The sequence below is a fragment of the Paenibacillus sp. AD87 genome, from assembly GCF_001659845.1.
Taxonomy (GTDB): domain Bacteria; phylum Bacillota; class Bacilli; order Paenibacillales; family Paenibacillaceae; genus Paenibacillus; species Paenibacillus marchantiae.
Map to the genome: position 1 here is coordinate 130,546 of NZ_LXQN01000016.1, position 22,513 is coordinate 153,058.

The 22,513-nt window shown below is 47.2% G+C and carries 15 protein-coding genes and 1 rRNA gene; 11 read left to right on the forward strand and 5 right to left on the reverse strand.

What is annotated here, in order from left to right; genetic code table 11:
- Positions 1 to 16: 16 nt before the first annotated feature.
- The 3 genes from gpAD87_RS23620 to udk all read right to left on the reverse strand — a co-directional run bounded on the left by gpAD87_RS23620 (position 17) and on the right by udk (position 2,763).
- On the reverse strand, positions 17 to 1,294 hold the full coding sequence (locus gpAD87_RS23620) for an S-layer homology domain-containing protein (protein ID WP_064641284.1): 1,278 nt from the start codon (positions 1,292 to 1,294) through the stop codon (positions 17 to 19).
- Positions 1,295 to 1,626: 332 nt separating this feature from the next.
- Positions 1,627 to 1,956: a chaperone CsaA gene (csaA, locus tag gpAD87_RS23625; RefSeq protein WP_064641285.1), complete on the reverse strand. Its 330-nt coding sequence runs from the start codon at positions 1,954 to 1,956 to the stop codon at positions 1,627 to 1,629.
- A 174-nt stretch (positions 1,957 to 2,130) separates the two neighbouring features.
- Positions 2,131 to 2,763 carry a uridine kinase gene (gene udk, locus gpAD87_RS23630; protein WP_063566443.1) on the reverse strand — a complete coding sequence of 211 codons (633 nt, stop codon included), beginning with the start codon at positions 2,761 to 2,763 and terminating at the stop codon, positions 2,131 to 2,133.
- Between the two features lie 307 nt (positions 2,764 to 3,070).
- On the opposite strand from udk, the gene gpAD87_RS23635 reads away from it, so the two are divergent.
- Positions 3,071 to 3,529 carry a hypothetical protein gene (locus gpAD87_RS23635; RefSeq protein WP_064641287.1) on the forward strand — a complete coding sequence of 153 codons (459 nt, stop codon included), beginning with the start codon at positions 3,071 to 3,073 and terminating at the stop codon, positions 3,527 to 3,529.
- 103 nt (positions 3,530 to 3,632) lie between these two features.
- Here gpAD87_RS23635 and gpAD87_RS23640 read toward each other — a convergent pair whose 3' ends face one another.
- Positions 3,633 to 6,647 carry a DEAD/DEAH box helicase gene (locus tag gpAD87_RS23640; protein WP_064641324.1) on the reverse strand — a complete coding sequence of 1,005 codons (3,015 nt, stop codon included), beginning with the start codon at positions 6,645 to 6,647 and terminating at the stop codon, positions 3,633 to 3,635.
- 5 nt (positions 6,648 to 6,652) lie between these two features.
- Entirely contained in the window at positions 6,653 to 8,401 is a 1,749-nt protein-coding gene (locus gpAD87_RS23645; protein ID WP_231952809.1) for an SWIM zinc finger family protein, read from the reverse strand.
- A 300-nt stretch (positions 8,402 to 8,701) separates the two neighbouring features.
- Here gpAD87_RS23645 and gpAD87_RS23650 point away from each other — a divergent pair, with 300 nt between their 5' ends.
- The 10 genes from gpAD87_RS23650 to gpAD87_RS23695 form a co-directional block, all read left to right on the forward strand.
- Complete coding sequence (locus tag gpAD87_RS23650) at positions 8,702 to 9,520, forward strand: endonuclease/exonuclease/phosphatase family protein (protein ID WP_064641291.1); 819 nt, start codon at positions 8,702 to 8,704, stop codon at positions 9,518 to 9,520.
- Positions 9,521 to 9,786: 266 nt separating this feature from the next.
- The gene (locus gpAD87_RS23655; protein ID WP_064641293.1) at positions 9,787 to 11,361 is read left to right on the forward strand and encodes an S-layer homology domain-containing protein; all 1,575 of its coding nucleotides are present in this window, start codon (positions 9,787 to 9,789) and stop codon (positions 11,359 to 11,361) included.
- A gap of 256 nt (positions 11,362 to 11,617) precedes the next feature.
- Entirely contained in the window at positions 11,618 to 13,870 is a 2,253-nt protein-coding gene (locus gpAD87_RS23660) for a glycoside hydrolase family 88/105 protein (protein ID WP_064641294.1), read from the forward strand.
- Positions 13,871 to 14,205: 335 nt separating this feature from the next.
- Positions 14,206 to 15,540, forward strand: a complete 1,335-nt coding sequence (locus gpAD87_RS23665) for an ABC transporter substrate-binding protein (protein WP_064641296.1) — start codon at positions 14,206 to 14,208, stop codon at positions 15,538 to 15,540.
- A 46-nt stretch (positions 15,541 to 15,586) separates the two neighbouring features.
- Positions 15,587 to 16,537 carry a carbohydrate ABC transporter permease gene (locus gpAD87_RS23670; RefSeq protein WP_082935326.1) on the forward strand — a complete coding sequence of 317 codons (951 nt, stop codon included), beginning with the start codon at positions 15,587 to 15,589 and terminating at the stop codon, positions 16,535 to 16,537.
- Positions 16,534 to 17,382 (forward strand): carbohydrate ABC transporter permease, encoded by an 849-nt coding sequence (locus gpAD87_RS23675; protein WP_064641298.1) that lies wholly within the window; start codon positions 16,534 to 16,536, stop codon positions 17,380 to 17,382. Before gpAD87_RS23670 ends, gpAD87_RS23675 begins: the two co-directional genes overlap by 4 nt.
- Positions 17,383 to 17,409: 27 nt before the next feature.
- Positions 17,410 to 19,308: a cache domain-containing sensor histidine kinase gene (locus gpAD87_RS23680; protein WP_064641300.1), complete on the forward strand. Its 1,899-nt coding sequence runs from the start codon at positions 17,410 to 17,412 to the stop codon at positions 19,306 to 19,308.
- Entirely contained in the window at positions 19,305 to 20,909 is a 1,605-nt protein-coding gene (locus tag gpAD87_RS23685) for a response regulator (protein ID WP_064641301.1), read from the forward strand. Before gpAD87_RS23680 ends, gpAD87_RS23685 begins: the two co-directional genes overlap by 4 nt.
- Before the next feature lie 50 nt (positions 20,910 to 20,959).
- Positions 20,960 to 21,502, forward strand: a complete 543-nt coding sequence (locus gpAD87_RS23690) for a GNAT family N-acetyltransferase (protein ID WP_064641303.1) — start codon at positions 20,960 to 20,962, stop codon at positions 21,500 to 21,502.
- A gap of 778 nt (positions 21,503 to 22,280) precedes the next feature.
- Positions 22,281 to 22,513 (forward strand): 16S ribosomal RNA (locus tag gpAD87_RS23695); the annotation flags it as partial.

Genomic DNA, 22,513 nt, shown 5'->3' on the forward strand with positions numbered 1-22,513 from the left:
AAACCTTATCTCTCCTCTAATCTGTGGCTATTACGCTGTAAGTAGGACCTTCTTTGGCCACAAGGCTGACATCCGAAATTATCTCTTTATCGAAATGTAAAAGGCCTCTACTCCAGTAGACTGGATTATTAACAGCGAATACACCTCTATTTTTTGTGACATCATTAATACTAGGACCAGCATATGCAGCAAAGGCATCTGAAGTTGGAGAATTCATAGGATTAATTGTTGCTGAATTAAGTAAACTTCCAGCTTGAAGTGCATTCATGGTAGTACTTTTCACGTTCAATTCAAGTTCTGCAAAAGAATAATAAGCTCCCCGTAAGAGCGTGAATCCTTCATCCACAAAAACAGGATAATAAATACTTCTTTCAGAGCCCTTCGCATAGGTATTAATAATAATCCAATTCTTTATCTTGAGATCGGCATATTTAGTATCTGTAATAATATTTTTATTGCGAACTTTCGAGAAGTCGTCTGTAACCTCGCTGTAATCAACGTTTGGTGAAACCTTTTTCTCTGGTGTCTTCTTATATTTAGGCGCAATAATGTTTATGTTTGTTCCAGTCAAACCAACTTGGCGAAGTTCATTCAAACCCTTGTAGTCCGAAGGTTTAGTTTTAGCAACGGATGCATAACGAGCAATGAGAACAGCAACCTCAGCTCGTGTTGTCGTGCGATCCGTACCGAAGGTTTTATCGTTTGCGACGCTCATCAATCCCGTACCCAGGGCAACCGCAACCGCGTTTTTTTGCGAGCTTGCCAGCTTACCCGTAAAGTACTCTTTCACAGGCACAACCGTGTTGGTTACATCAGATAGTGCTTGTTTGTACTCAGGATCAACTGCGGTCAGTCCTTGCGTTAACCATGAGGCCATTTCTCCACGTTGGAGTGCCGCTTGCGCATCCAGTTTCCCATTGTATTTGGAAGGGCTTATGAATCCTTTTTGGATCGCGATGGAAACGCCGTTTTTTGCCCAGTCCGGTACGTCTGTGAAGTTGTTTTGTTCTTGAATGGTGGCATCAGGCTGCTCTGCAAGGCGCCCCAGAATACTTGCCATTTCTGCCTTGGTGACAGGCGAGCTTGGTTTGAATGTTCCATCTGCATATCCTTTAAAATATCCTTGCTCCACTGCCGAATTGATCGCCGCAGCGGCCCAGTGTGTAGATGGGACATCTTTGAATTTTAGTGTGGCCTGAGCGGCTTCTACCGAACTTCCGATTCCTCCCAAACCTACAATCCCCCCTGTCAACAATGCCAATGCGGTTACCCCGGAAATCATCATCTTTTTCATGAATACTGCTCCTCTCGATTCTCGTTTACCTGTTTTGTGTATGTACGCCACTGCTTCACACTGCTAGATACTAAATTTGTCATAATCATCAATATTCTACCATGTAAAACTAGGCTTTTGGCATTATTTTTCAATAAATTCCATCCACTCCAGGTGTGCAGATATCCTCCTCAGGGCCCATTTAACCTCGAAAAATGCAAAAAAAGGCCACGAATCCGAAGATTCATAGCCTTATACTTTAAGGTGTCAGTCCTATTTAGTTCAATAATGTACTTCAAGAATAACCGATTTCCAAACATTTGAAAAGACAGAAATAGCGATATGATAAAAAATCAGGCAATCGGTGTTCCGTTCGGTAAGGTCTGGTCCGGGGTTAACAATACAACGTCACCTTCACCGGGCACGCCGCCAAGCACCAGTACTTCGGATACAAAACCCGCAATTCGGCGCGGCGGGAAATTGACTACAGCAATAACCTGCTTACCTACCATCATGTCAGGGGTATAACGTTTCGTAATTTGGGCGCTCGAACGTTTAAGGCCAAGTGGGCCGAAATCGATGGTCATTTTAATGGCAGGCATGCGTGCCTTTGGAAAAGGTTCGGCTTCTACCACTGTACCAACGCGGATATCATGCTGTATAAACTCTTCAAAAGTAGCCATGTTGTGATGTCTCCTTTCAGCTATGGAGTCCATTATAAAATAGAAATAACCAAAAAATCCAGATTGCGCTAATCGCAACCTGGATTTTAGTGGTGATATTGTATGAGCGATGCCCGTTTTTGTCCCACTGGGAAGTGAGCGGGCAGCGCTTAATGCAGCAACATCATATTTAAATTATGCGCCATTCCACTTTTCACCGGTCAGATATTTCTCAGTCAGGATGGATAACATCTGAATGCCGACTTCATTATGTCCACCTTCGGGAATGATGATGTCTGCATACTTTTTGGAAGGCTCGATAAAAGCATCATGCATCGGTTTGACGGTTTCGAGATATTGTTTGTACACGGATTGAATCGTACGGCCGCGTTCTTCCATATCCCGCAGTACTCTGCGCAGAATACGCACGTCGGAATCCGTATCAACAAATACCTTGATATCCAGAAGGGCACGCAGATGTTCATCGATCAGGACATGCAGTCCTTCCACAATAACGATATGGTTCGGTGCCAGTTCAACCGTTTCATCAGCGGCACGGTTATCTATGGTGAAGTCATATACGGGAGCATATGCCGTTTGTCCTTGTTTTAACAGGGTAAGATGCTCAATTAACAGATCATTATCGAATGCAAACGGATGATCGTAATTGGTGAGTCGACGTTGCTCAGGGGTGAGCTGTGACTGGTCTTTGTAATAGTTGTCTTGGGATATGAAAGTCACTTTGCCTGATCCAAGACGGTCTATGACGGAGCGAGCTACCGTCGTTTTACCGGAGCCGGTTCCTCCGGCGATACCAATAATGAGCATGATTGTTCCATAAACCTCCCTAGAATGGCAGCATGGTTATGGATAAATAATGGATGAATCGGGATAGATTCAAGTCCTTACCCACATGTCTGTCTGTGAATGCACAATTTCTCTATTGTAGCACAGCAACTCACTTTTTTCATCTTAGGGAATTACCACATTTTTCTGTAGAACTACCCATCAACCTGTATCAATTTAGTCTCAACTTCGCAATTATAGGTTGTAGGATCTAGGACCTTCGATATATGATGTCGAAAGATGCCAGTTAATGGGGGGGTATCTACAAATATAAAAGGAGGTGTACGTTATGAAAAAATCAAGCAAAGTCATTTCTTCCACAGTTATTGCTGCCATCGCAGCTGTATCCGTTGTAACTTCTGCTTCTGCAGCAAGTGTATCTACGGTACCTTCTGTCTCAAGCATTAATTTGAGCAGCATGGATATCGAAACAGCTTTGATGATGGTTCAGCAAGAACGCACGAAATTGCTGGATATCCAATTACAGGCACAAATTCAAGAAGTTCAAAATCGCAATCAAGCGATTGCAGAGCTGAACGCACAATTGCAGGTAGCAATTCAGAACGGGGATACTGCCCAAGCTCAAAAACTGAAAGGCCAAATCGATGCGTTGAGCAATTCACTACAGATGGATATGCTGCGTGTGCAGTCTTTGTCCAACAAACGCAATGAAGCCTTTGATGTGATGACTAACTTCATCAAGAAAATGCAGGATTCAAGATCGTCTATCATCGGAAACATGCGCTAGGAATGTAAGAAAAGAGCGAAGACGGAATTCATTTCCGACACTTCGCTCTTTTTGTATTCTACTATTTACAAGGTTGCGTATGTTGCATCAACCCAGTCTGGAGTTATCCCGACCAGTCGCGGCGCCGGGTGAACAGATCCTTCAACTCATCCGTCGACAGTTCGGTAATCCAGTTTTCAGAACTGGTGATAATATTGTCGCTGAGCTGCTGTTTACTCTCCAGCATCTCGTCAATGCGTTCTTCAAGTGTGCCCAGCGAGATGAACTTGTGTACCTGAACATCCTTCGTCTGTCCCATCCGATAGGCGCGGTCTGTAGCCTGATTTTCCACGGCAGGGTTCCACCAGCGGTCAAAGTGGAATACATGATTCGCTGCGGTCAGGTTCAAGCCCACGCCGCCTGCTTTGATGGATAGAATAAAGACCGACGGCTGCTCTGCCGGAGGCAACGTCCGGGACTGGAACTCATCAATCATGCGATCCCTTCCAGTCTTGGACGTACCCCCATGCAGATATAGCACAGGTTCCTGCAACTCCTGTCTCAATACTTGTTGCAGCATCTGTCCCATGCCGATGTATTGTGTGAAAATCAGGCACCGTTCGCCCTCATCCCGTAGTTCGCGGACCAGTTCCATCAGTCGTTCCAGCTTCGCGGAGCGACTGATCAGCATGGCCATATCCTGTGGACTGTACAGGTCATACTCTGTTACAGAGCCTTCCGAGGAGATCGTTTCCGGCAAGGCTTCTTTGGTCAGCAGCAGGGGATGATCACACAACTGCTTGAGCTGGGTTAAGGCAGACAGAATCGCACCTTTGCGCTTGATGCCTTCCAGCTCTTTCATTTTGTCCATCAGTTCCTGAACGGACTGGTCATACAGTGCACTTTGCTCACCCGTAAGGTGAATGTAGGTTTTCATCTCATTTTTGTCCGGCAGATCGAGTTGAATATTCGGATCTTTCTTCTTGCGGCGCAGCATGAATGGCTTCACGAGCTGCTGCAAATCTTGCATGCGTTGCTCGTCCTTATCCTTCTCGATCGCACTGATAAAGCGAGTCTGAAATGCCCGCGCGCTGCCCAGATAGCCTGGATTAATAAAATCATAGATGGACCACAGCTCGGAGAGCCGATTTTCAATCGGCGTACCAGTTAGTGCAATACGGTGTTTTGCCGGGAAGCTGCGTACCGCCATGGACTGCTTCGTTTGGGCATTTTTAATATTTTGCGCTTCGTCCAGACAGATCGATGCCCACGTATATGACTGCAACATCTCCTGATCGAGAGTAGCTGTTGCATACGAGGTAATGATGATATCTACCTGTTCAGTCTGTTCCCGGAACTCTTCTCCGCTCAGTCTTCGTGCCCCGTAATGCAAACTGACGTTAATTGAAGGCGCGAAGCGGCTGATTTCTTTTTGCCAGTTTCCCAATACGGAAGTGGGGCAGACGAGAAGGGCTGGGGCCTGCCCAGGCAAGCGCTGCTCATGCTCTTTGAGATGAAGTAAATACGTAATGAACTGTATCGTTTTTCCCAGTCCCATGTCATCCGCAAGACAAGCCCCGAGACCGAATCTCCGCAGGAAACCAAGCCATGCGAAACCTTCTTTTTGATAAGAACGCAGCTCAGCATGCAACCCTTCCGGAATAGGCAGGGAAGGAGCGCCGCCTTGTCCTCCGCCAAGCTGTGCGATTACCCGGTTCAGGTGTTCGTTCAGTTCCACCTCAAGTCGAATGTTCTCGTTGGATTGTGGCTGTTCTTCTTCCTCATCCTGTCCTTCTTTGCGTTTCTGGTTACGATATTCGCGTTGCTCATTATGCAGCAGATGAAGGTGCAGAATATCCTGAAACGAAAGCCCCTGTTCCTGATCCACACCGCCCATGGCCCTACGAATCTGCTCAAGCAAGGCTGGATCGAGGGGAACCCATTCTCCACGGAAGCGGACCAGCCGCTCATTACGGGCCACGAGATCAGCGAATTCTTCCTCGCTGAGATCCGTATCCCCAATCGCAATACGCCAGTCAAAATGAATGATCGAGTCCAGTCCAAAGAACGACTGTCCCCGTTCACTGCCTTCCTCCGGTTTCACCTTGGCACGCAGCTTGGGTTTCTTCTTGCGTGCAGCTTCCCACCAACCCGGAAGCAGCACTTGCCAGCCAGCTTCGAGTAGTCGTCCGCTGTCTTGCGTCAGGAACAGCCAAGCATCCTGATCTTCCAATGGATCACTGAGCACATCCCGACTGCCACTGATAGCGCGGCGAATTCGGGGCAGATGTGCACGCAGCTGCTCCAGCCATCCTCCCGAACGATCAAGGATGAACGGCGTCCACACGTCAGGCCATTCACCTTCCAACCGGCCACGTGAATCTAGCCTCACGGGAACGAGTACGGCTGCATCCAGTTTGTTCTGCAATACCAGCCGTAGCCGCCAAGCCGGTTCATCATCTTCCGGCTCCAGCAATTGCAGGAGTGGACGGAATGGGGCTGCGTCTGCTTTCCAGCCGATGGACACCAGCCAGGATTGGGCATCCATGCCGGCTGTTTGCGGAGCTGTTCCGCTTTGTGGAAATAACTGCGGGAATTCTCGCCGCAGATCGGTGGCCGCTTCCTCCGTACTGTACCATCGCTGGAACACGGAAGCGGAAAAGGCAGCACTCAGCCCTTCGGCGTAGCTCTCATCCGTTTGTTCCAGAGCTTTGCCAAGAGTGGTGCGATCCTGCTTTTTCAAGCTGTCCGGGTCCCAGGTCCATTGCAGTTGTCCGGTACGAAATGCGGTGAAGCTAGGGATGTATTTACGATTCTCAATCGATGCTGCGAGTACCGGGGCCAGCCGGATCAAATGCTCTGCCTGCTCGTCCCATTTCCATTCAATGTGTAGAAGGGTGTTCATTTCGCTGAAGAAAGGAACAACTTCTTCCGCAGGCAGGACGACCAGTTCAATCTCTTCGATCTGTCTTGTTTCCAATTCTGTACCGTAGAAAGAAGGGGCATGCCAAGCAAATAATCGCTGCTTGAGCGATTGTCCCGATACAAAGTGATGGGTGTTCAGCGCTCCATAAAACAAGGCATCCCCGTATCCTGTCAATGCAACATGGACCTCAATCGTTTCAGTGTAAGGGTGCATTAGGCTCATGAGATCAACTTACCTTTCCGAAGCTCTTCCTGTAGGGCACGCAGTCGGCTGTTGCGAACAGCCAATGTGGTGATAAACTGCTCCCAGTGTTCTTCCTGCTTCAATTTTTTATAAATTTTGGACAGACGCTTCAACAGTTTCACTGCTGCTTTGTATCCGTCCCTGTTTTTGTGTCCGATATAACGATCCACTGCTTGATGGTAGAAAGGCAAAAGCAGTTCGGGTGCATCCTTTTCAATCGGCTGTAGCACCGCTACCCGGAATTCTAGCGGCTCTGTCTCCGTGCTCAGTTGAAAATCAATCCACCGCCGCCACTGTCCCCGGGAATGCATTGCTTCTTCATAAGCTGGCCGGGAATGAGGCAGCATGCTGACCAATGTGTCCCACATGCGGTGTTCTACATCAGGCAGATGATGAATGGCTGTGTCCCATAACTGCATGTAATCATTCAGAGGGGAGTTCCGTCGGTTCGCGAGCAGAGGTCCGAGCTGTACTAACCACTCGCCCAGCCGTTTCCAATCCGAAGAATCTGCAAGTACGTGAAGAAAATGTAACAGATGCTCCGGCGGGATGCCATATACCGAGCCTCCGCTAATCAATCGCTGCCAAGCCTGTTCATCTTGTCCCAAATGGAAATACATCCAGCTCTGCGCCAATACCAGCGGCAAGGGCAGAGTGACAGATTTAATCGGCGCATTGCGCCCGTTTTCCGTTAGATTCGATACGCTCAGCACGCTCTCACCAGGTTTGGCGGGTTTGGAAATAGCAGTCAGTCCGTTCTCCATTTCCTGTAGAAACGCTAGCTCTGACTCTAGCGTTTTCCGGTTTTCCTGGAGATGAGGCACGATCCAGTTTAACCAAAACTGTCGATAAAGCGGGGTGAAGAACATCATGCTGGATGTCTCGGATATCATTTGCATACGCAGGTAAGCCGAGGTTTCCTCAAGTCTGTTCCATTGTTGTTCAAGCTTCGTGCCCTTTAGACCGGAGAGATCCAACGGACGACTAAAGATCTGTTCCAACCCCTTTTGGAGCGCATCCACGGCAAGTTGAGCAGGATAGCTCAGATACACAGGTGTATGTGTGATTGAATTGCGGCCAGGCACACAGAAGCGAATCAGGTATAGCTGAACATGCAGCTCAAACAACTGTTCCATGCCAACGGACAGCTTAGGTTTGATGGCATAGAGCTCGTCCGCTGCAGCCTGCACATACGATGTACTTGGTGTACCTATCCCCAGACGTTTCAGGCATGCCCGAAACAGCTCATGCCATTCTGTGATCGCAAGTTCTGCAAGTTCCGTTGCACGTTCCTTGATCTGGCTATACTGGTTATCAGGGATGGTGAGATCCTCTTCGTGTGCTGCGTAATCCGAATGTCCGGAAGTCGCTATAGCAGCAGGTTTTGGAGCCTGTTTCAGTGCCGTACTGGAGTGGGCGTTCACAATGCCGTGTACGGGTCGGCCCAGTTGCTCCGCATAACTCATTAGAACGGCTATCATATGTTTGCAATGAGAACCAACCGGACAGGTACAGTGACTGGTATTCAACGATTGCAAGCTCAGGGTTACCTCGTAATCATCGGAGCCTTGCACTTCAGCCAAAATTCCGTTTTGTCCAGTGTAGGTTAATGGTCCGACGCGTTTCTGTTTATAATATTGGAATCCACGCATAATCGTCAGGTTGTTAAAATGTTCAGCGACCTGGCTGATCAGCAGTTGCCACTGCGCATCATCCATGTTCATGTCATTAGGTATGTTCATCATTCCATCTCCTGGGGAAATCATAGGTTCAGTCATCACCACGTCTTGACGTAATGGTGTACATTTCATATATCCATCATATCAGTTATCATGTGCTCCGTGCATCGGTTCTGAGAACTTGGATGGGACTTTTTAATAGGTGAAACCCAAGAGTACCGATCTCTATTTTTTACCATAAACCATGCATAATAGGCTCGTCTTGTGTATGCTTATCGTATGTATTCCTTTCAGGAACGATGCAGGCCGGGATTCGGCTTAATTTTAAACAACAGGAGAGAGCATATGAAAATACTTACGTTAAATACGCACGCTTGGGCAGAAGAAGACCAACTGAACAAGATCAGTCAGCTGGCTGATTTTATCAATACACACCAATTTGATGTGATTTCCATGCAAGAGGTTAATCAATCAATGCAAGAAGCAACGCTGTCCGCGGAGGAACTGAAACATTACTTTGCTACGGAATCGGATGCTGTGATCAAAAAAGACAACTACGCCTACGTTCTGCTTACGCAACTGACCGAGACCTATTACTGGACATGGATTCCCGCCCATGTCGGTTTCCAAAAATACGATGAAGGGCTGGCTATCCTGAGCCGGACGCCGATCACAAAGGCTTTTGGAGAGTATGTATCCCACATGCGGGATTACGATAACTACCGCACACGCAAAATTGTAGGTGTTCAGACTGAAGTACAAGGTGAAGCCACCTGGTTTGTGAATGGACACTATAACTGGTGGGATGATGAACAAGAGCCTTTCAAGGGGCAGTGGGAACTGACTGAGAGCAAGCTCGCTCCATATATGGACCAGCCGCTGTATATTATGGGTGATTTCAATAATGTCGCGGAAGTACGTGAGGAAGGCTACGATTATATGATGAGCAAGGGCTGGAATGACCTGTACACGACAGCTGTGCAAAAGGATGACGGTGCAACCGTGGTCAAAGCCATTGCCGGATGGGCTGATAACAAACGAGATCTGCGTATTGATTATATTTTCTCGAATCGTCCGGTACAGGCGAAGTCTTCGACGGTAGTTCTTAACGGAAAGAACGGCCCTGTGGTCTCTGACCATTACGGCGTAGCTGTGGAAATTTAACAGTAGGTCAGCCAGTTACACGATTTTCTATCAAAATGAAACGAAAGCCTCCGCTCACTTCCTTATAAGGAAAGTGCAGTCGGAGGTTTTTTATTTCTAAACCTTTGCTCCCCACGTTGTCGAAATAAGGCGATTTGTTCAGAATCGGTTCAGAGCCTCTCTATATAATGTCATTATCGTACATGTCCATATTATTTAAGGAAGATCCTCGATTGGATTTTGCGTTGGAATGACACGAACTTACTTCATACTGGAGGAGCATTCTTTTGAAAAAAAATCATTTCATCAGCTCGATTCTCGCGGCGTCCTTGTTGACAACACCTTTGTGGACGACACAGGCTAACGCCGCAGTATCATTTACCGATATCGATAAATCCTATGCCAAAGATGCCATAGTAGAGTTGCAAAACGAAGGGATTGTCACTGGATTCAGTGATGGCCAATTTAATCCGTCCGGTATGATTACCAGACAGGATTTTGCCATCCTGATTGCCAAAACGTTAAAACTGGATGTAAACAATAACGTCCCATCCAATCCAACATTTACAGATATTCCTGTGACTAGCTATGCCTATGCTTCTGTTGAAGCGGTATATCAAGCAGGTATATTTAAAGGCATGGGAAGCGGGAAATTCGGGAGCGGTAAGACATTATCCAGACAGGATATGGTCGTAACCCTGATGAGAGCAAAGGGAACAGACGTAACGGGCAAAGCTGCTTCCTTAACGTTCAAGGATAGCGCAACTATTTCGAAATATGCAAAAGATGCGGTTGGAGCGGCACTCGAAGCTGGATACATTATCGGTGATCAAAACAACATGTTTAAACCCGTGTTACAAGCCGATCGTCAAGCTGCGGCACTGACGGCTTCTCGATTGCTGCAAACGATAAAAGAAACTACAGGTCCGCAACCTGAACCAGTGCCTACGCCAACACCAACACCAGAGGTAACACCAACGCCCGTGCCTACTCCGGCTCCATCTACCAGTTCGAATAATAGCGGGTCCTCATCAGGTGGAAGTAGCGACAGCGGGAACATGAATCCATCTGTACCTGCGGATACAACAGCACCAACGGTGGATGTAAGCAAATTTAGCATTATCGATAATTACAGCGGAACCTGGGATCAAGTTCAGGGGGATTCTGGAGCAGTAAGTGAAGAAGGAGCCGTTGTAACTTTCTATAGATGGACCGATACGAATACAAATGAAGTCGTGGATGAAGGAGAGTTGGAAGAAGGAATTCCCCTTGCCAAAAGCAAATCGGATGGTTCACTTGCGCTTACCAAATTGAAAAATTTGACTCCAGGAGACTACACATTTGTGGTTACTGCCAAGGATTCAGCAGGTAATGAGTCTCCTAAAGATGCGGCGCATGTATTTACTTTTACGCTTGTAAACGGAGAAATGCCAGTAGACGTGCCGACTATAGGTTCCAGTAAGTTTGGCTTCGACTCAAGCAACTCTAAAACAAAGTATCTTCAAGTTCAATATGGAAATAATCCATTTTCTCTAAACTACGATGTTGGAGAAGAATTTGTGGATGGCACCATCGAGTATTGGACCGATGCGTTCCAGTTTAGCATAAATGACTCTTACCAAATTGATGGTGAGAATTATACAATAGATAGCAGTCAGATCAGTAATGATGGTCATACGCTTAAGCTTAAAGTAAATGTAGAACCCGGCACACCTATTATTTTGCAATTGGGAAATAAGATGAATGAGACAAGAGGCCAATATGATTTGATCATTCGTGTAGATGCTGACGGCGAAGGATTAACCAAATCTGTATATGAAGAAACAGAGAAGCTATTCGTTAAATTTGACATCTTCGGATAATTTTAATTTACATGAGACGGACTACAACGATGTAGTCCGTTGTTTTGTCTTATCGTCAGACTGACAATACAATTATTTATTTGTAAGCGTAATCAAAAATCTGTAGCCACCGGGAAGCAGGTCAGTTATACTTGGTTTATTATTTGGCTATTCCAAAGATAAACGAGGATCATCAACGTTCACCAAAAAGGGATTTTCTCACAAAGGTTAAGCGCTATACCTATGTATTCCATCGGGAGAGGAATGTGGGCATTCAATGACAACGTATTTAAGTGAACCGCAGAGTATGTACTATCGATTCGGAGAAGATCAGGATCAGGTGCTGAAGGTGCTGGCAGAGAGGTATATAGGTGCCAACGCGCAGGCTGATTTTGTATATCGCGTATTTCAGAAGTCTGGTATTTTGCAAAATGAGAAGGGTCTGTATGATCTGAATTTGAGTAAACGTTTCCCTGATGCACAGAAAGGTCAGATTTCTTATGCCGCAGCGCTGGTATGGGGGGATGAAGATCGAAATCTGGATGTGCTGATCCGCTGTTATGGACCGGTTCGCTTCTATTTTAACGAGCAATTGGTATATCGCTCCACGGTCATGGATGAGATCAACCTGGACGCGACTGTGAAACTGGGAATCGACATTAAACCGGGATGGAATATGTTGTTGCTGGAGATGAAGTATACACCTGCGGGCTTTGGATGCCAGTTTGGCTCGGACGAGGGGAAAGTGCGTATTCTGAATGTGCTTGCTCCTTTCCAGGAGAGACAGGGACAGGCCGGATGGGTGTATTCCAAACCGATAAGTTCGGAGGAGAATCATCCGGAATGGAATCTGCTCGGGTCAGAAGAGGATCACAGACTAGATTGGCTGCCTGACGCGCAATGGTCAGAGGAGAAACAGACGCAACCATCCCTGGAGAGAATATACGGACATCTTCCAGGTCAGCAAGTCTATGCGTGGACACGGTTAATCAACAGGGATTCAAGTGATTGCCCGATCCGTTTGTCTGGTCAATCTTACGGACCACTGAATATATGGCTGAACGGCGTATCGGCAGTGCAATTGAAGGAAGCGGGTCCGTTCGAGGTGAACATGCCCGCATCTTTTGGACGGAATGACCTGTTGATTCGCAGTGAATGTAGCGATACGGCTGAGTCATGGAATTTTGTAATAAATGCAACGGTGAATGGAGAGCAATTGGAACTGGAGCTTCCCCAGCGTGTGCACGGAGCTTCTGGAGAGCCGTGGCTATATCTAGGACCTTTTGAATCGGAGGACGTCGAACCTGATTTGCAGGATCTAATGCGCACTGATCGGGTGTTTAAAGGACGGAAGGAACGCATATATTGGCGACTGGACAGACCGGATGCGTGGATACGTCCTTATTATGAAAATGCAATGCTCAGTAACAAATGGACCGTAGGCAGTGTAACCAACTATGGTCGCTGGGACTATCCTTTAGGTGTCACCGTATATGGTCTGTTGCAAACTGGACGTTATTTGCAGCGGCCCGACATTACGCGTTATGCGTCAGAACATGTGCAGGCGTGTACCCGTATGGATGAGTACTCATTATGGGATCGGGAGCAGTATGGTTTCCCAGCGGTTAACCAGCAGCTGGTTATGATGAAAATGCTGGATAACTGTGGCTCTTTTGGCTCCGCCATGCTGGAAGCCTATTCCGAATGTCAGGAGCCGACGTTTTTGCCGATTGCCGATCGAATTGCAGATTTTATGTTGACCCGGTTGGAGCGACAGGAGGACGGTGCATTTTACCGTGAGTGTATCGGTGAATTTGCCGAGAATACGATGTGGGCAGATGACCTTTATATGAGCACTCCGTTTCTTGTGCGGTATGCCCGACTGACGGGAAATAATTCAGCACTGGATGAAGCTGCTAGACAATTTTTATTGTATCGGAAATATCTGTTCATGCCTGAATTCAAGATCATGTCCCACGTATACGATTTTAAATATGGACAGGCGACACAAATTCCGTGGGGACGGGGAAATGGTTGGACGCTTTTTTCGCTGTCTGAGGTATTGGAAGCTTTGCCAGCAGAGCATTCGGAGCGCCCGACTTTAATTGCCTTCTTCAATGAATTATGTGAAGGATATGCAGCTCTGCAAGGAGAGGGCGGATTGTGGCATCAGGTATTGAATGATTCGGAAACCTACCAGGAAGCCTCCTGTACAGCGATGTTTGCTTATGGTTTTGCACGGGGAGTACGTTTTGGTTGGTTATATCAACCTGCACGTTACATTGAAGCGGCTGAGCGGGCCTGGAACGGATTAACCCGTAAAGCGATTGATCGTCAGGGTAATGTACATGGTGTATGCAGTGGCTCGAGATATGCCTTTACCGCAGAATATTACAATAAGGACCTGCTCACGGTAACGAATGACAATCACGGTATTGGCATTATGATGCTGGCAGGAACCGAAGTGGCGAAGATGAAGAAACATCTGGCCCAGCCTAAGGTGTCATCAACTGCTGTGACGCAATCCTGAAAGTGTCAGTAAAACTACAGGATACCTTGATCGAATTCTCACATGATAGCTACTCTAACGTTTCATTGCAGACGGCTGGATGACCACTGGTGAGATGGAGCGAAGTAGAGTACGCGGCACGAGGAATGCAGTATATATGAATAACCACCGGGAGCATCATTCCTGGTGGTTATTTAATCACTATGAATATTGAAGACAATTGAATGGACATTTGTCCCAACCCCTTACTTTTTTGACAGGAAAGCTTACTTTTGTTTATGTCATGAGCAGCCATAGGCCGTTACAATAGTTTTTGTAAGCGATTCCATAAAAGCAAAAGGGGAGGAAATTCATTCATGTTGAATACCAAAAAGTGGGTAACTCTGTTCTGCCTATCCCTGTTAATGTTCGCTACAGCCTGTTCCGGAGGGTCATCAGCACCGTCTGCTTCAACCAATGAAGGAGAAGAAGGGGGCACTTCCGGCAATATTGAACTTCGTATGACTTGGTGGGGATCACAGACTCGACACGATCTTACGACCAAAGTGATTAAGCTGTTTGAAGAGAAACACCATGGGATTACCATCAAGCCGGAATATTCCGGTTGGGATGGATACTTTGACAAGCTGACCACACAGGTAGCCGGTTCAAATGCACCGGATATCATACAGATGGATTACGCTTTTCTAACCGATTTTGCCCGGCGTGGTGCATTGCTTGACCTGACCCCATACGCAGAGAGCAAAGAGCTGCGCACAGAAGACCATGACAAGAGCATGCTTAAAGCCGGATCGATTGACGATAAATTATACGCGATTACATTGGGTGTAAATGCACCAGGTGTCATCTATGATGCCACCGTATTCCAGGAGCTCGGAATCGAGGAGCCGCAGGAAAGCTGGACGTGGAAGGATTTTAGTGACGTAGCTGCCAAGATTGCAGCGGAGAAGGGTGACGGTTTCTACGGTTCGGCGGATGTATCGGGAACTACCAACATGTTTGAGGTATTTATCCGGCAAACAGGCAAGGGGCTATTTGATGGCGGAACATTGACAGCGACCAGCGAGGAGTTACAGCAATGGTTTGACATGTGGGGGGCGCTTCGTGAGAACGGAGGTGCTACCTCCGCAGAAGTGACGGCGTCCACTACGAATGCACTGGAGACACGCCCGATCTCACTTGGTACAGCTGCCATGGACTTTGCCTGGTCTAACCAATTGCTGACGTTCCAGCAGGTTAACAAAAACCAGGATCATAAGCTTGGGATACAAGTGCTTCCGCACGGTGTGGGTGAAAAGCAAATCGGTGAATACCTGAAAGCAGGTCAGTTCCTGTCCGGTTATGCCAAAACGAAACATCCGAAGGAAGTGGCGATGTTTATCGACTTCATGGTAAATGATCCCGAAGCTACCGCCATTCTCGGCTCGGAACGCGGAGTACCCGTCAATGCCAGCATCCGTGAGAAGATGCAGCCTACACTGCCAGAAGCGGAGCAAGCTATCTTCCAATTTATCGATGTGGTATCGAAAAACTCCAGTGAAATTGATCCGCCATACCCGCAAGGATTTTCCGAAGTGGATACCAGCTTCAAGAGTGCAAGCGAGCAGATTGCCTTTGGACAAGACAATACACCGGATGTGATTGCCCAGTTCATTGAAGGGGCCAAGGCGACACTTGCATCAAGTCAATAACACTTGAACGGTTCCAGACTTCATATTCCGCGGGGAGGTTGCGAAGATGAGTACAACACAGGTCAGTCAAGCACGAACTGAGCGTGTGACAGCCCAGCGGGTGAAACGGAGATATGCCCATAATGGAGCAGCGCTTCTTTTCCTGGCCCCATGGCTGGTTGGTTTATTATTTCTGACACTTGGGCCGATGCTCGTTTCCTTATACATTTCGTTCACCGACTACAGTATCCTGGCCGCCCCTTCCTGGGTCGGTCTGGATAACTACACCACGATGTTTACATCGGATAAACTGTTTATCCAATCGCTCAAAGTCACATTTACGTATGTCGCCGTATCCGTACCGATCAAGCTGATCTTTGCCCTGCTGGTGGCGATGCTGTTGAACAAGGGCATTCGTGGGCTTGGCATTTACCGTACGGTGTATTACATTCCAACCCTGCTTGGGGGCAGTGTCGCGATTGCGATGCTGTGGCGCAAAATGCTGGGCGGTGACGGTCTGCTTAATGGGGTGCTTGCCATGGTCGGCATTAAGGCACCCGATTGGGTCGCCAACCCGAAATATGCCCTGTATTCGATCGTACTGCTGTCCGTATGGCAGTTCGGATCGTCGATGATTATTTTCCTGGCAGGATTGAAGCAGATTCCACCTGAGTATGACGAAGCTTCCGCCGTTGATGGAGCAGGCCCACTCCGGAGATTCTTTTATATCACACTGCCGATTCTGTCGCCGGTTATCTTTTTCAATCTCGTGATGCAGCTGATTACCTCCTTCCAGTCATTTACTCAGGCTTTTGTCATCAGTAACGGCAGCGGGGGGCCAGTCAATTCAACATTAATGTACTCTTTATACCTGTACAAAAAAGGGTTCTCGTTCTTCCAGATGGGTTATGCGTCCGCGATGGCCTGGGTGCTGGTGATTCTGATCGGTGTCTTTACATTGCTGGTATTCCGCAGCAGCAAGCTGTGGGTGCACTATGAGGATGGTGGAAAATCATGATTGGACAACGAAACTCTGCTGCGTGGGTAGTCGCCAAACATGTACTGATCTCGGTCATTGCCTTTGTCATGCTGTACCCGGTGCTCTGGATGCTGGGTAGTTCATTCAAACCGGGACATATGATTTTCACCGAGACCTGGTTCTGGCCGCAAGCATGGAATTGGCAAAATTACATCAATGGCTGGACGGGGATTCAGGGCAATCCCTTCTCCCGTTTTTTGACCAACTCGGTCGTCCTGTCGCTGGGCGCTGTGCTTGGCAATGTTATCTCTTGCTCGATGGCGGCGTATGCCTTTGCCAGATTAAATTTTCGGTTCAAAGCGATTTGCTTTGGCTTAATGCTGATGACGATCATGCTGCCACACCATGTGACGCTGATTCCTCAATATATTCTGTTTAACCATCTGGAATGGGTGAATACGTATCTGCCGCTTGTAGTGCCGAAATGGCTGGCGACCGATGCCTTCTTCATTTTCCTGATGGTCCAGTTCTTTCGGGGATTGCCTAAAGAGTTGGATGAAGCGGCTACGATTGATGGATGTGGTCCTGTACGAATTTACACCAAAATTATCATTCCGCTGGCCTTTCCGGCGCTGGTGACGACGATGATCTTTACCTTTTTGTGGACATGGGATGACTTCTTCAGCCAGTTGATCTATCTGAGTGATGTCAGCAAATATACGGTGCCGCTAGGCTTACGCCTGTTCCTCGATTCCAGTTCCCAATCCGATTGGGGACCGATGTTTGCGATGTCAGTACTGTCACTGGTGCCTTGTTTTATCGTATTTATCGTGTGTCAAAAGTATTTCGTGGAAGGAATCGCGACCTCTGGGCTCAAAGGGTAATTCCAAGACGAAACGAGTTGATTCCTAATGCGGAAACGAAGATTATCTTTATTCCTAAATCATAAGCTGCAACAAAGCAAGCTCTCCACGTTGATGGTGACTTGCTTTATTGCGTTTAACCTGCTGCTCGTCTCGGTTATTGTCTGGCTGGCATACCAGTCGTTCTCTGCCGTCACGTTTACCGAGATCAGCAAAGCACGACTTGCTCTTCTGAATGAGAGTACACGCCGAGGGTTTGATTTTATTACAGGTGTGACAGGCACGGCTTACTCTTTAGCGAGCAACCGTGAGCTGTCGAATCTGCTGGAAACGAAGGGAACGGGAAGGCTGACACAGATCCACCAACGGCGTGAGGTGTCCAAAATATTGGATCATACGGTGGTAGTCAGTGAAGGTATTACCTCAGTGGAGCTGTATACGGATGCCTTCAACGGTGTCACTGTCACGATGGCCGACCGCATCTATTCAGTGGATACGATTGCCGGTGATTCATGGTTTGCTGCACTGGAGCATGCGGATGCGGCTTGGGTACCTCTGCGGGAAAACGAATCAGGCCAATCGCTAATCGGATACGCCCAGCGAATCTTTGACAGCCGGGGTGGTACGGTAGCCTACGTGCTCATCCGCCTGAGTCGCGCCGATATTGTACGCAGATTTGCGGATATGCCGATGGTGCTGGATGGACAGGTGCTGTTGGTGGATACCGCAGGCAACGTCGTCATGCAGATGGGCGATGACAATTTAGGGGTGAATTCTGCTGAGGATTCAAGCTTAATTCATGGAGCCTCAAAAATTTTTCCTTCTATTAATGTATCTGCTAATGCAGCTGCTGCTGGGGAAAGCGAACCAGTCGTTGATCGTGCATGGATTCAGGAGCATGTTGAACATGGGCAGGACGGATTTGAAGTGGTTTCCGGCAAGCCTGGTGGAGCGCAGCTGGTTCTGTATTCAAGACCTGCCATGCTTCAGTGGCGACTGGTACAGACCATCCCTGTTCACACCCTGTTATCTCCTGTGAGGCAGGCCGGATGGCAGGTCCTTGGAATAGCTGTGCTGGGATTACTATTTTCAGCGGTACTTGCGTATCTGTTCGTTTGGCGGATTGTTCGTCCTTTACGTCAGTTGATCAAGCGGATGAGGCAACTGGAGAAGGGGGATTTCAATACCCGGGTTCAGCTTTCGTTTACCGAAGAATATGCCCATTTGGCGTATGGATTCAACCATATGGCTTCACAGTTGACGGAGTTGATGGAGCAGGTCAAGGAAGAGAGCCGGGCGAAGCGTGAAGCACAGACCGGTTTACTGGAGGCGCAAATCAAACCGCATTTTTTGTACAACACACTTGACATGATCCACTGGCGTGCTCTCGATTATGAAGCCAAGGACATCAGCCGCATGATTGTACAACTCAGCAAACTGCTGCGTATTGGATTGAGCGGTGGCAGATTATTCATCCGAGTACGGGATGAGTTGGAGCATGCTCGTTGTTACGTTAGCATTCAGTCGGAGCGGCTGCCGTTCTCTATTGATTATCAGGAACAGATTGATCCGAGAGTGCGAGGTTGTTACATTCCCAAAATCATTTTGCAGCCCTTTATTGAAAATGCGGTCATGCATGGGCAGCCGAAGGAAGGACAACTTCGCATACAGGTGGATATGCGGGAATCGGAGAGCAACGATCCACCACCCAAAATCATCATTTGCATAAAGGATAACGGACAGGGCTTGCCTAAGGGTTGGAAGCTGGAGGAGACGACTGGCATTGGTATACGAAATGTACATCAACGCATTCAACTGTATTGTGGCACTGGGTACGGCGTTGATATATTCGCAGGTGAATTAGGCGGAGTAGAAGTGACCATTACACTGCCGCGTATCGAGACGGAAGAACAATTAAACTTATGGCTGGGCGGTGAAAATGAATGAAAACCATTATGCTCGTAGACGACGACCCGCATATTGTGAAAGCATTGACCGACCATATTGATTGGCCATCCATTGGCCTCCACATTGCAGGAACAGCTTCCAATGGCGTGGACGCACTGGAGCTGTTCCAACAGCTGCGCCCTGATCTTGTGATGACGGACGTCTATTTGCCAGGAATGACAGGACTTGAGGTCACGCAGGCGCTGCGGCGGGACCATCCCCATCTGCCGATCATCATTCTTAGCGGATATGACGAATTCGAGAATGCCCGGGCGGCCATGCGCTGGGGCGTGAATCATTTTTTGCTAAAGCCTGCGGAAGTGGAGGAGATTGAGTCTGTTCTGCGTGAGGTGCTACTGGAAGAGGATGTGCGTGAGCGGCGAGAGCAGCTGGAGCAGACGTACAAACAGGAGATTGGGCGGGTGGTTCCCTATCTTCGCAAATTGTTTCTTCACGAGTTGTTAACCACACGCTACCGGGAAGAGGAGTTACCTGCGGAGCGTATGGATTATGTGGGCATTCGTATACCCTCTCAAGTGCGCGCCATCAGTCTACAGTTGTACCGGCCTGCATTTTTGACAAAGATGAAAGAGAGGGACTGGCAGCTATTAAGATATGGGGCAGCTGATATTATTCAGGAGACCGTCAAAGAGCAGACTTCGCAGATAAACGACTGCCAGGTGGAAATCGTGGATTACTCGGACCAGGTGTTAGTGCTGCTTCTATTTGACGAGAAGGACCCGCTAGAGCAATTTGAGTCCATTGTTGAACGGATGATTGATCAGATTTTTACGTATCTCAAAATCGAAATGAGCGCAGGTATTGGAACGTCCAAAGAGCACTTATGCGAAGTGATGGACTCCTATCTGGAGAGCAGAGAGGCGCTGGAGAAAGCAGAGTTTCAGGGCGGGAGCCGTGTATATCGATATGATTCATCAGATGCGTTAACCCCGAGCGCAACGGATTACTCGCAATTGCTGCGACAATGGAGTGAGTCATGGGCAGGTATGAGGACTGATCTGGCAGAGGAGATATGGGTTCACCTTCGCAATCTGCTGGAAGAAGGGGGTGGTACCAGTATTCAGGATGTGCAGGTTGTGGCTGTGAGCCTGTTCGACACGTTAATTCATAGTTGGAACCGGCATTATCCCATGCTGGCACCACCGCTCTCGATGAGCCACTTTTTGCGGGAAATTCAATCGAAATATGGGCTGCAGGATCTGATATGCTGGATGGATGGTATTATTCGAAACTGGATGGAACAGATACGTAAAGAAATGGGCGAGAAAAAAACCAATAAACTAGTGGAGCAGGTAAAACAGTACGTTGAAATGCATTATGCTGAAGAGATTAGTTTTGAAGCCATTGCCAAGGGACTGTTTGTACACCCCAAATATTTGAGTCAGCTGTTCAAGAGGGTAACCGGAGAAAACTTTGTGAGTTATGTAAACGGGTATCGGATTCAACGTGCACTGGAGCTATTACAGTCAGGGCATTACATGGTTTACGAGGTTAGTGAGATGACGGGGTTCCGCAACGCGACGTATTTCAGTCAGGTGTTTAAGATGCTTACGGGCAAGAGTCCGTCTGAGGTGGGGTAGAGCCATCAATAGGGTAAGCAAAATAAAATAGATTGGACGGATTACAACGTATGATCATCGATCAACAGGAGTTTAACGTAAAAGGATTGACCTATTCAATTAGGTCCGCAATGGAAAAGGATGCTGAGGCATTGTCTTCACTTCGTTTACAGATGGATGGAGAAACCGAGTATATGGATCGTGAGCAAGGTGAAGGCTTTATTGATCCAGCTAGATTTGAACAAATAATCCGTTTGGACTCGGAGAAAGAGAGAAACCTGTTTCTCGTTACTATTGTAAAGGAACAAATCGTCGGGTATTCCAGGTGTGAAGGTGTTGATCTAAAGCGATTTTCTCATAAGGTTGAATTTGGCGTTTGTGTAGCGAAAGAGTTCTGGGGTTACGGGATCGGCAAGAAACTACTCGAACTATCAATAGATTGGGCAGACACGAATGGAATTGAGAAGATGACATTGAACGTGGTGGGGACGAACGATAAAGCGATGGAGCTTTACAAAAGAATGGGCTTCGAGATAGAGGGGACTTTGAAAAAGGATCGACGACACGCGGCTCGGTATTACGATACAGTTATGATGGGAAGGTTCAGGGGCTGAGGGGGAGAAGGTGGTGGTGAGAGGTTGGCTAACAATATACGCCACTCCTTTTATTATTCAATAACTATTCTTTTATATGAAAGAACAGATACACGAGTAACTACTTATCTCTCATGGAGAGAGTTAATATCTATTAGATGTATTTTCTTAAAATCTGATTTCATATATTGTTATAGAGGCTAATAGATATGTGCGATACAAGACTAAGTATCCTTTGAGCTACTAAATAGTGTTTCTTCAAAACGAATAGAATCTCAGTTTACTATGAACATTAACTATTACCTTTCTCAATAAGTTAATGATATTCAACATTGTCATATCTATTGAGTGTAGCAGATGGGGGCTGATTGCAAGACAAAGATTGATTATAAATAGAAGGGAGATATAACGGTTCTATTTGTTCTCATAAAACGGAGATAGAAAAATATTAATTAAGGGTTGCAATTTATTTTTGTACATGGTATATTCTAATTCCGGCCAAGAAAACACAAGAAACACGGTGCGGCAAGCGAATGAGATAAGCTTCGAACGAAACTTAAAAAAAGAGCTTGCAAAGTTGGTTCGGATGTGATAAGATATAAAAGTTGCTGAGGTGAACAACACAAGGCAATGAAACAAGTTTGATCTTTGAAAACTGAACAACGAGTGAGTAACGATCTTGCTTGCAAGATCGACGCTGAGAAATTGGTACACGTCTTCGGACTGTATGATTTCGAAGCATAAATGAGATTTTTAATCTCGTCAGTTTCAAAATGAGCTTATCGCTCTTTTCAATACTTTATTGGAGAGTTTGATCCTGGCTCAGGACGAACGCTGGCGGCATGCCTAATACATGCAAGTCGAGCGGACTTGAAGAGAAGCTTGCTTCTCTGATAGTTAGCGGCGGACGGGTGAGTAACACGTAGGCAACCTGCCCTCAAGTTTGGGACAACTACCGGAAACGGTAGCTAATACCGAATAGCTGTTTTCTTCTCCTGAAGAGAACTGGAAAGACGGAGCAATCTGTCACTT

What these genes read in the sequence shown, in the direction of transcription:
- gpAD87_RS23620 (WP_064641284.1), bottom strand. Translation starts at nt 1,294, where the DNA reads ATGAAAAAGATGATGATTTCCGGGGTAACCGCATTGGCATTGTTGACA.
- csaA (WP_064641285.1), bottom strand. Translation starts at nt 1,956, where the DNA reads ATGGCTACTTTTGAAGAGTTTATACAGCATGATATCCGCGTTGGTACA.
- udk (WP_063566443.1), bottom strand. Translation starts at nt 2,763, where the DNA reads ATGCTCATTATTGGTATCGCCGGAGGAACCGGCTCCGGTAAAACGACG.
- gpAD87_RS23635 (WP_064641287.1), top strand. Translation starts at nt 3,071, where the DNA reads ATGAAAAAATCAAGCAAAGTCATTTCTTCCACAGTTATTGCTGCCATC.
- gpAD87_RS23640 (WP_064641324.1), bottom strand. Translation starts at nt 6,647, where the DNA reads ATGCACCCTTACACTGAAACGATTGAGGTCCATGTTGCATTGACAGGA.
- gpAD87_RS23645 (WP_231952809.1), bottom strand. Translation starts at nt 8,401, where the DNA reads ATGAACATGGATGATGCGCAGTGGCAACTGCTGATCAGCCAGGTCGCT.
- gpAD87_RS23650 (WP_064641291.1), top strand. Translation starts at nt 8,702, where the DNA reads ATGAAAATACTTACGTTAAATACGCACGCTTGGGCAGAAGAAGACCAA.
- gpAD87_RS23660 (WP_064641294.1), top strand. Translation starts at nt 11,618, where the DNA reads ATGACAACGTATTTAAGTGAACCGCAGAGTATGTACTATCGATTCGGA.
- gpAD87_RS23665 (WP_064641296.1), top strand. Translation starts at nt 14,206, where the DNA reads ATGTTGAATACCAAAAAGTGGGTAACTCTGTTCTGCCTATCCCTGTTA.
- gpAD87_RS23670 (WP_082935326.1), top strand. Translation starts at nt 15,587, where the DNA reads ATGAGTACAACACAGGTCAGTCAAGCACGAACTGAGCGTGTGACAGCC.
- gpAD87_RS23675 (WP_064641298.1), top strand. Translation starts at nt 16,534, where the DNA reads ATGATTGGACAACGAAACTCTGCTGCGTGGGTAGTCGCCAAACATGTA.
- gpAD87_RS23680 (WP_064641300.1), top strand. Translation starts at nt 17,410, where the DNA reads ATGCGGAAACGAAGATTATCTTTATTCCTAAATCATAAGCTGCAACAA.
- gpAD87_RS23685 (WP_064641301.1), top strand. Translation starts at nt 19,305, where the DNA reads ATGAAAACCATTATGCTCGTAGACGACGACCCGCATATTGTGAAAGCA.
- gpAD87_RS23690 (WP_064641303.1), top strand. Translation starts at nt 20,960, where the DNA reads ATGATCATCGATCAACAGGAGTTTAACGTAAAAGGATTGACCTATTCA.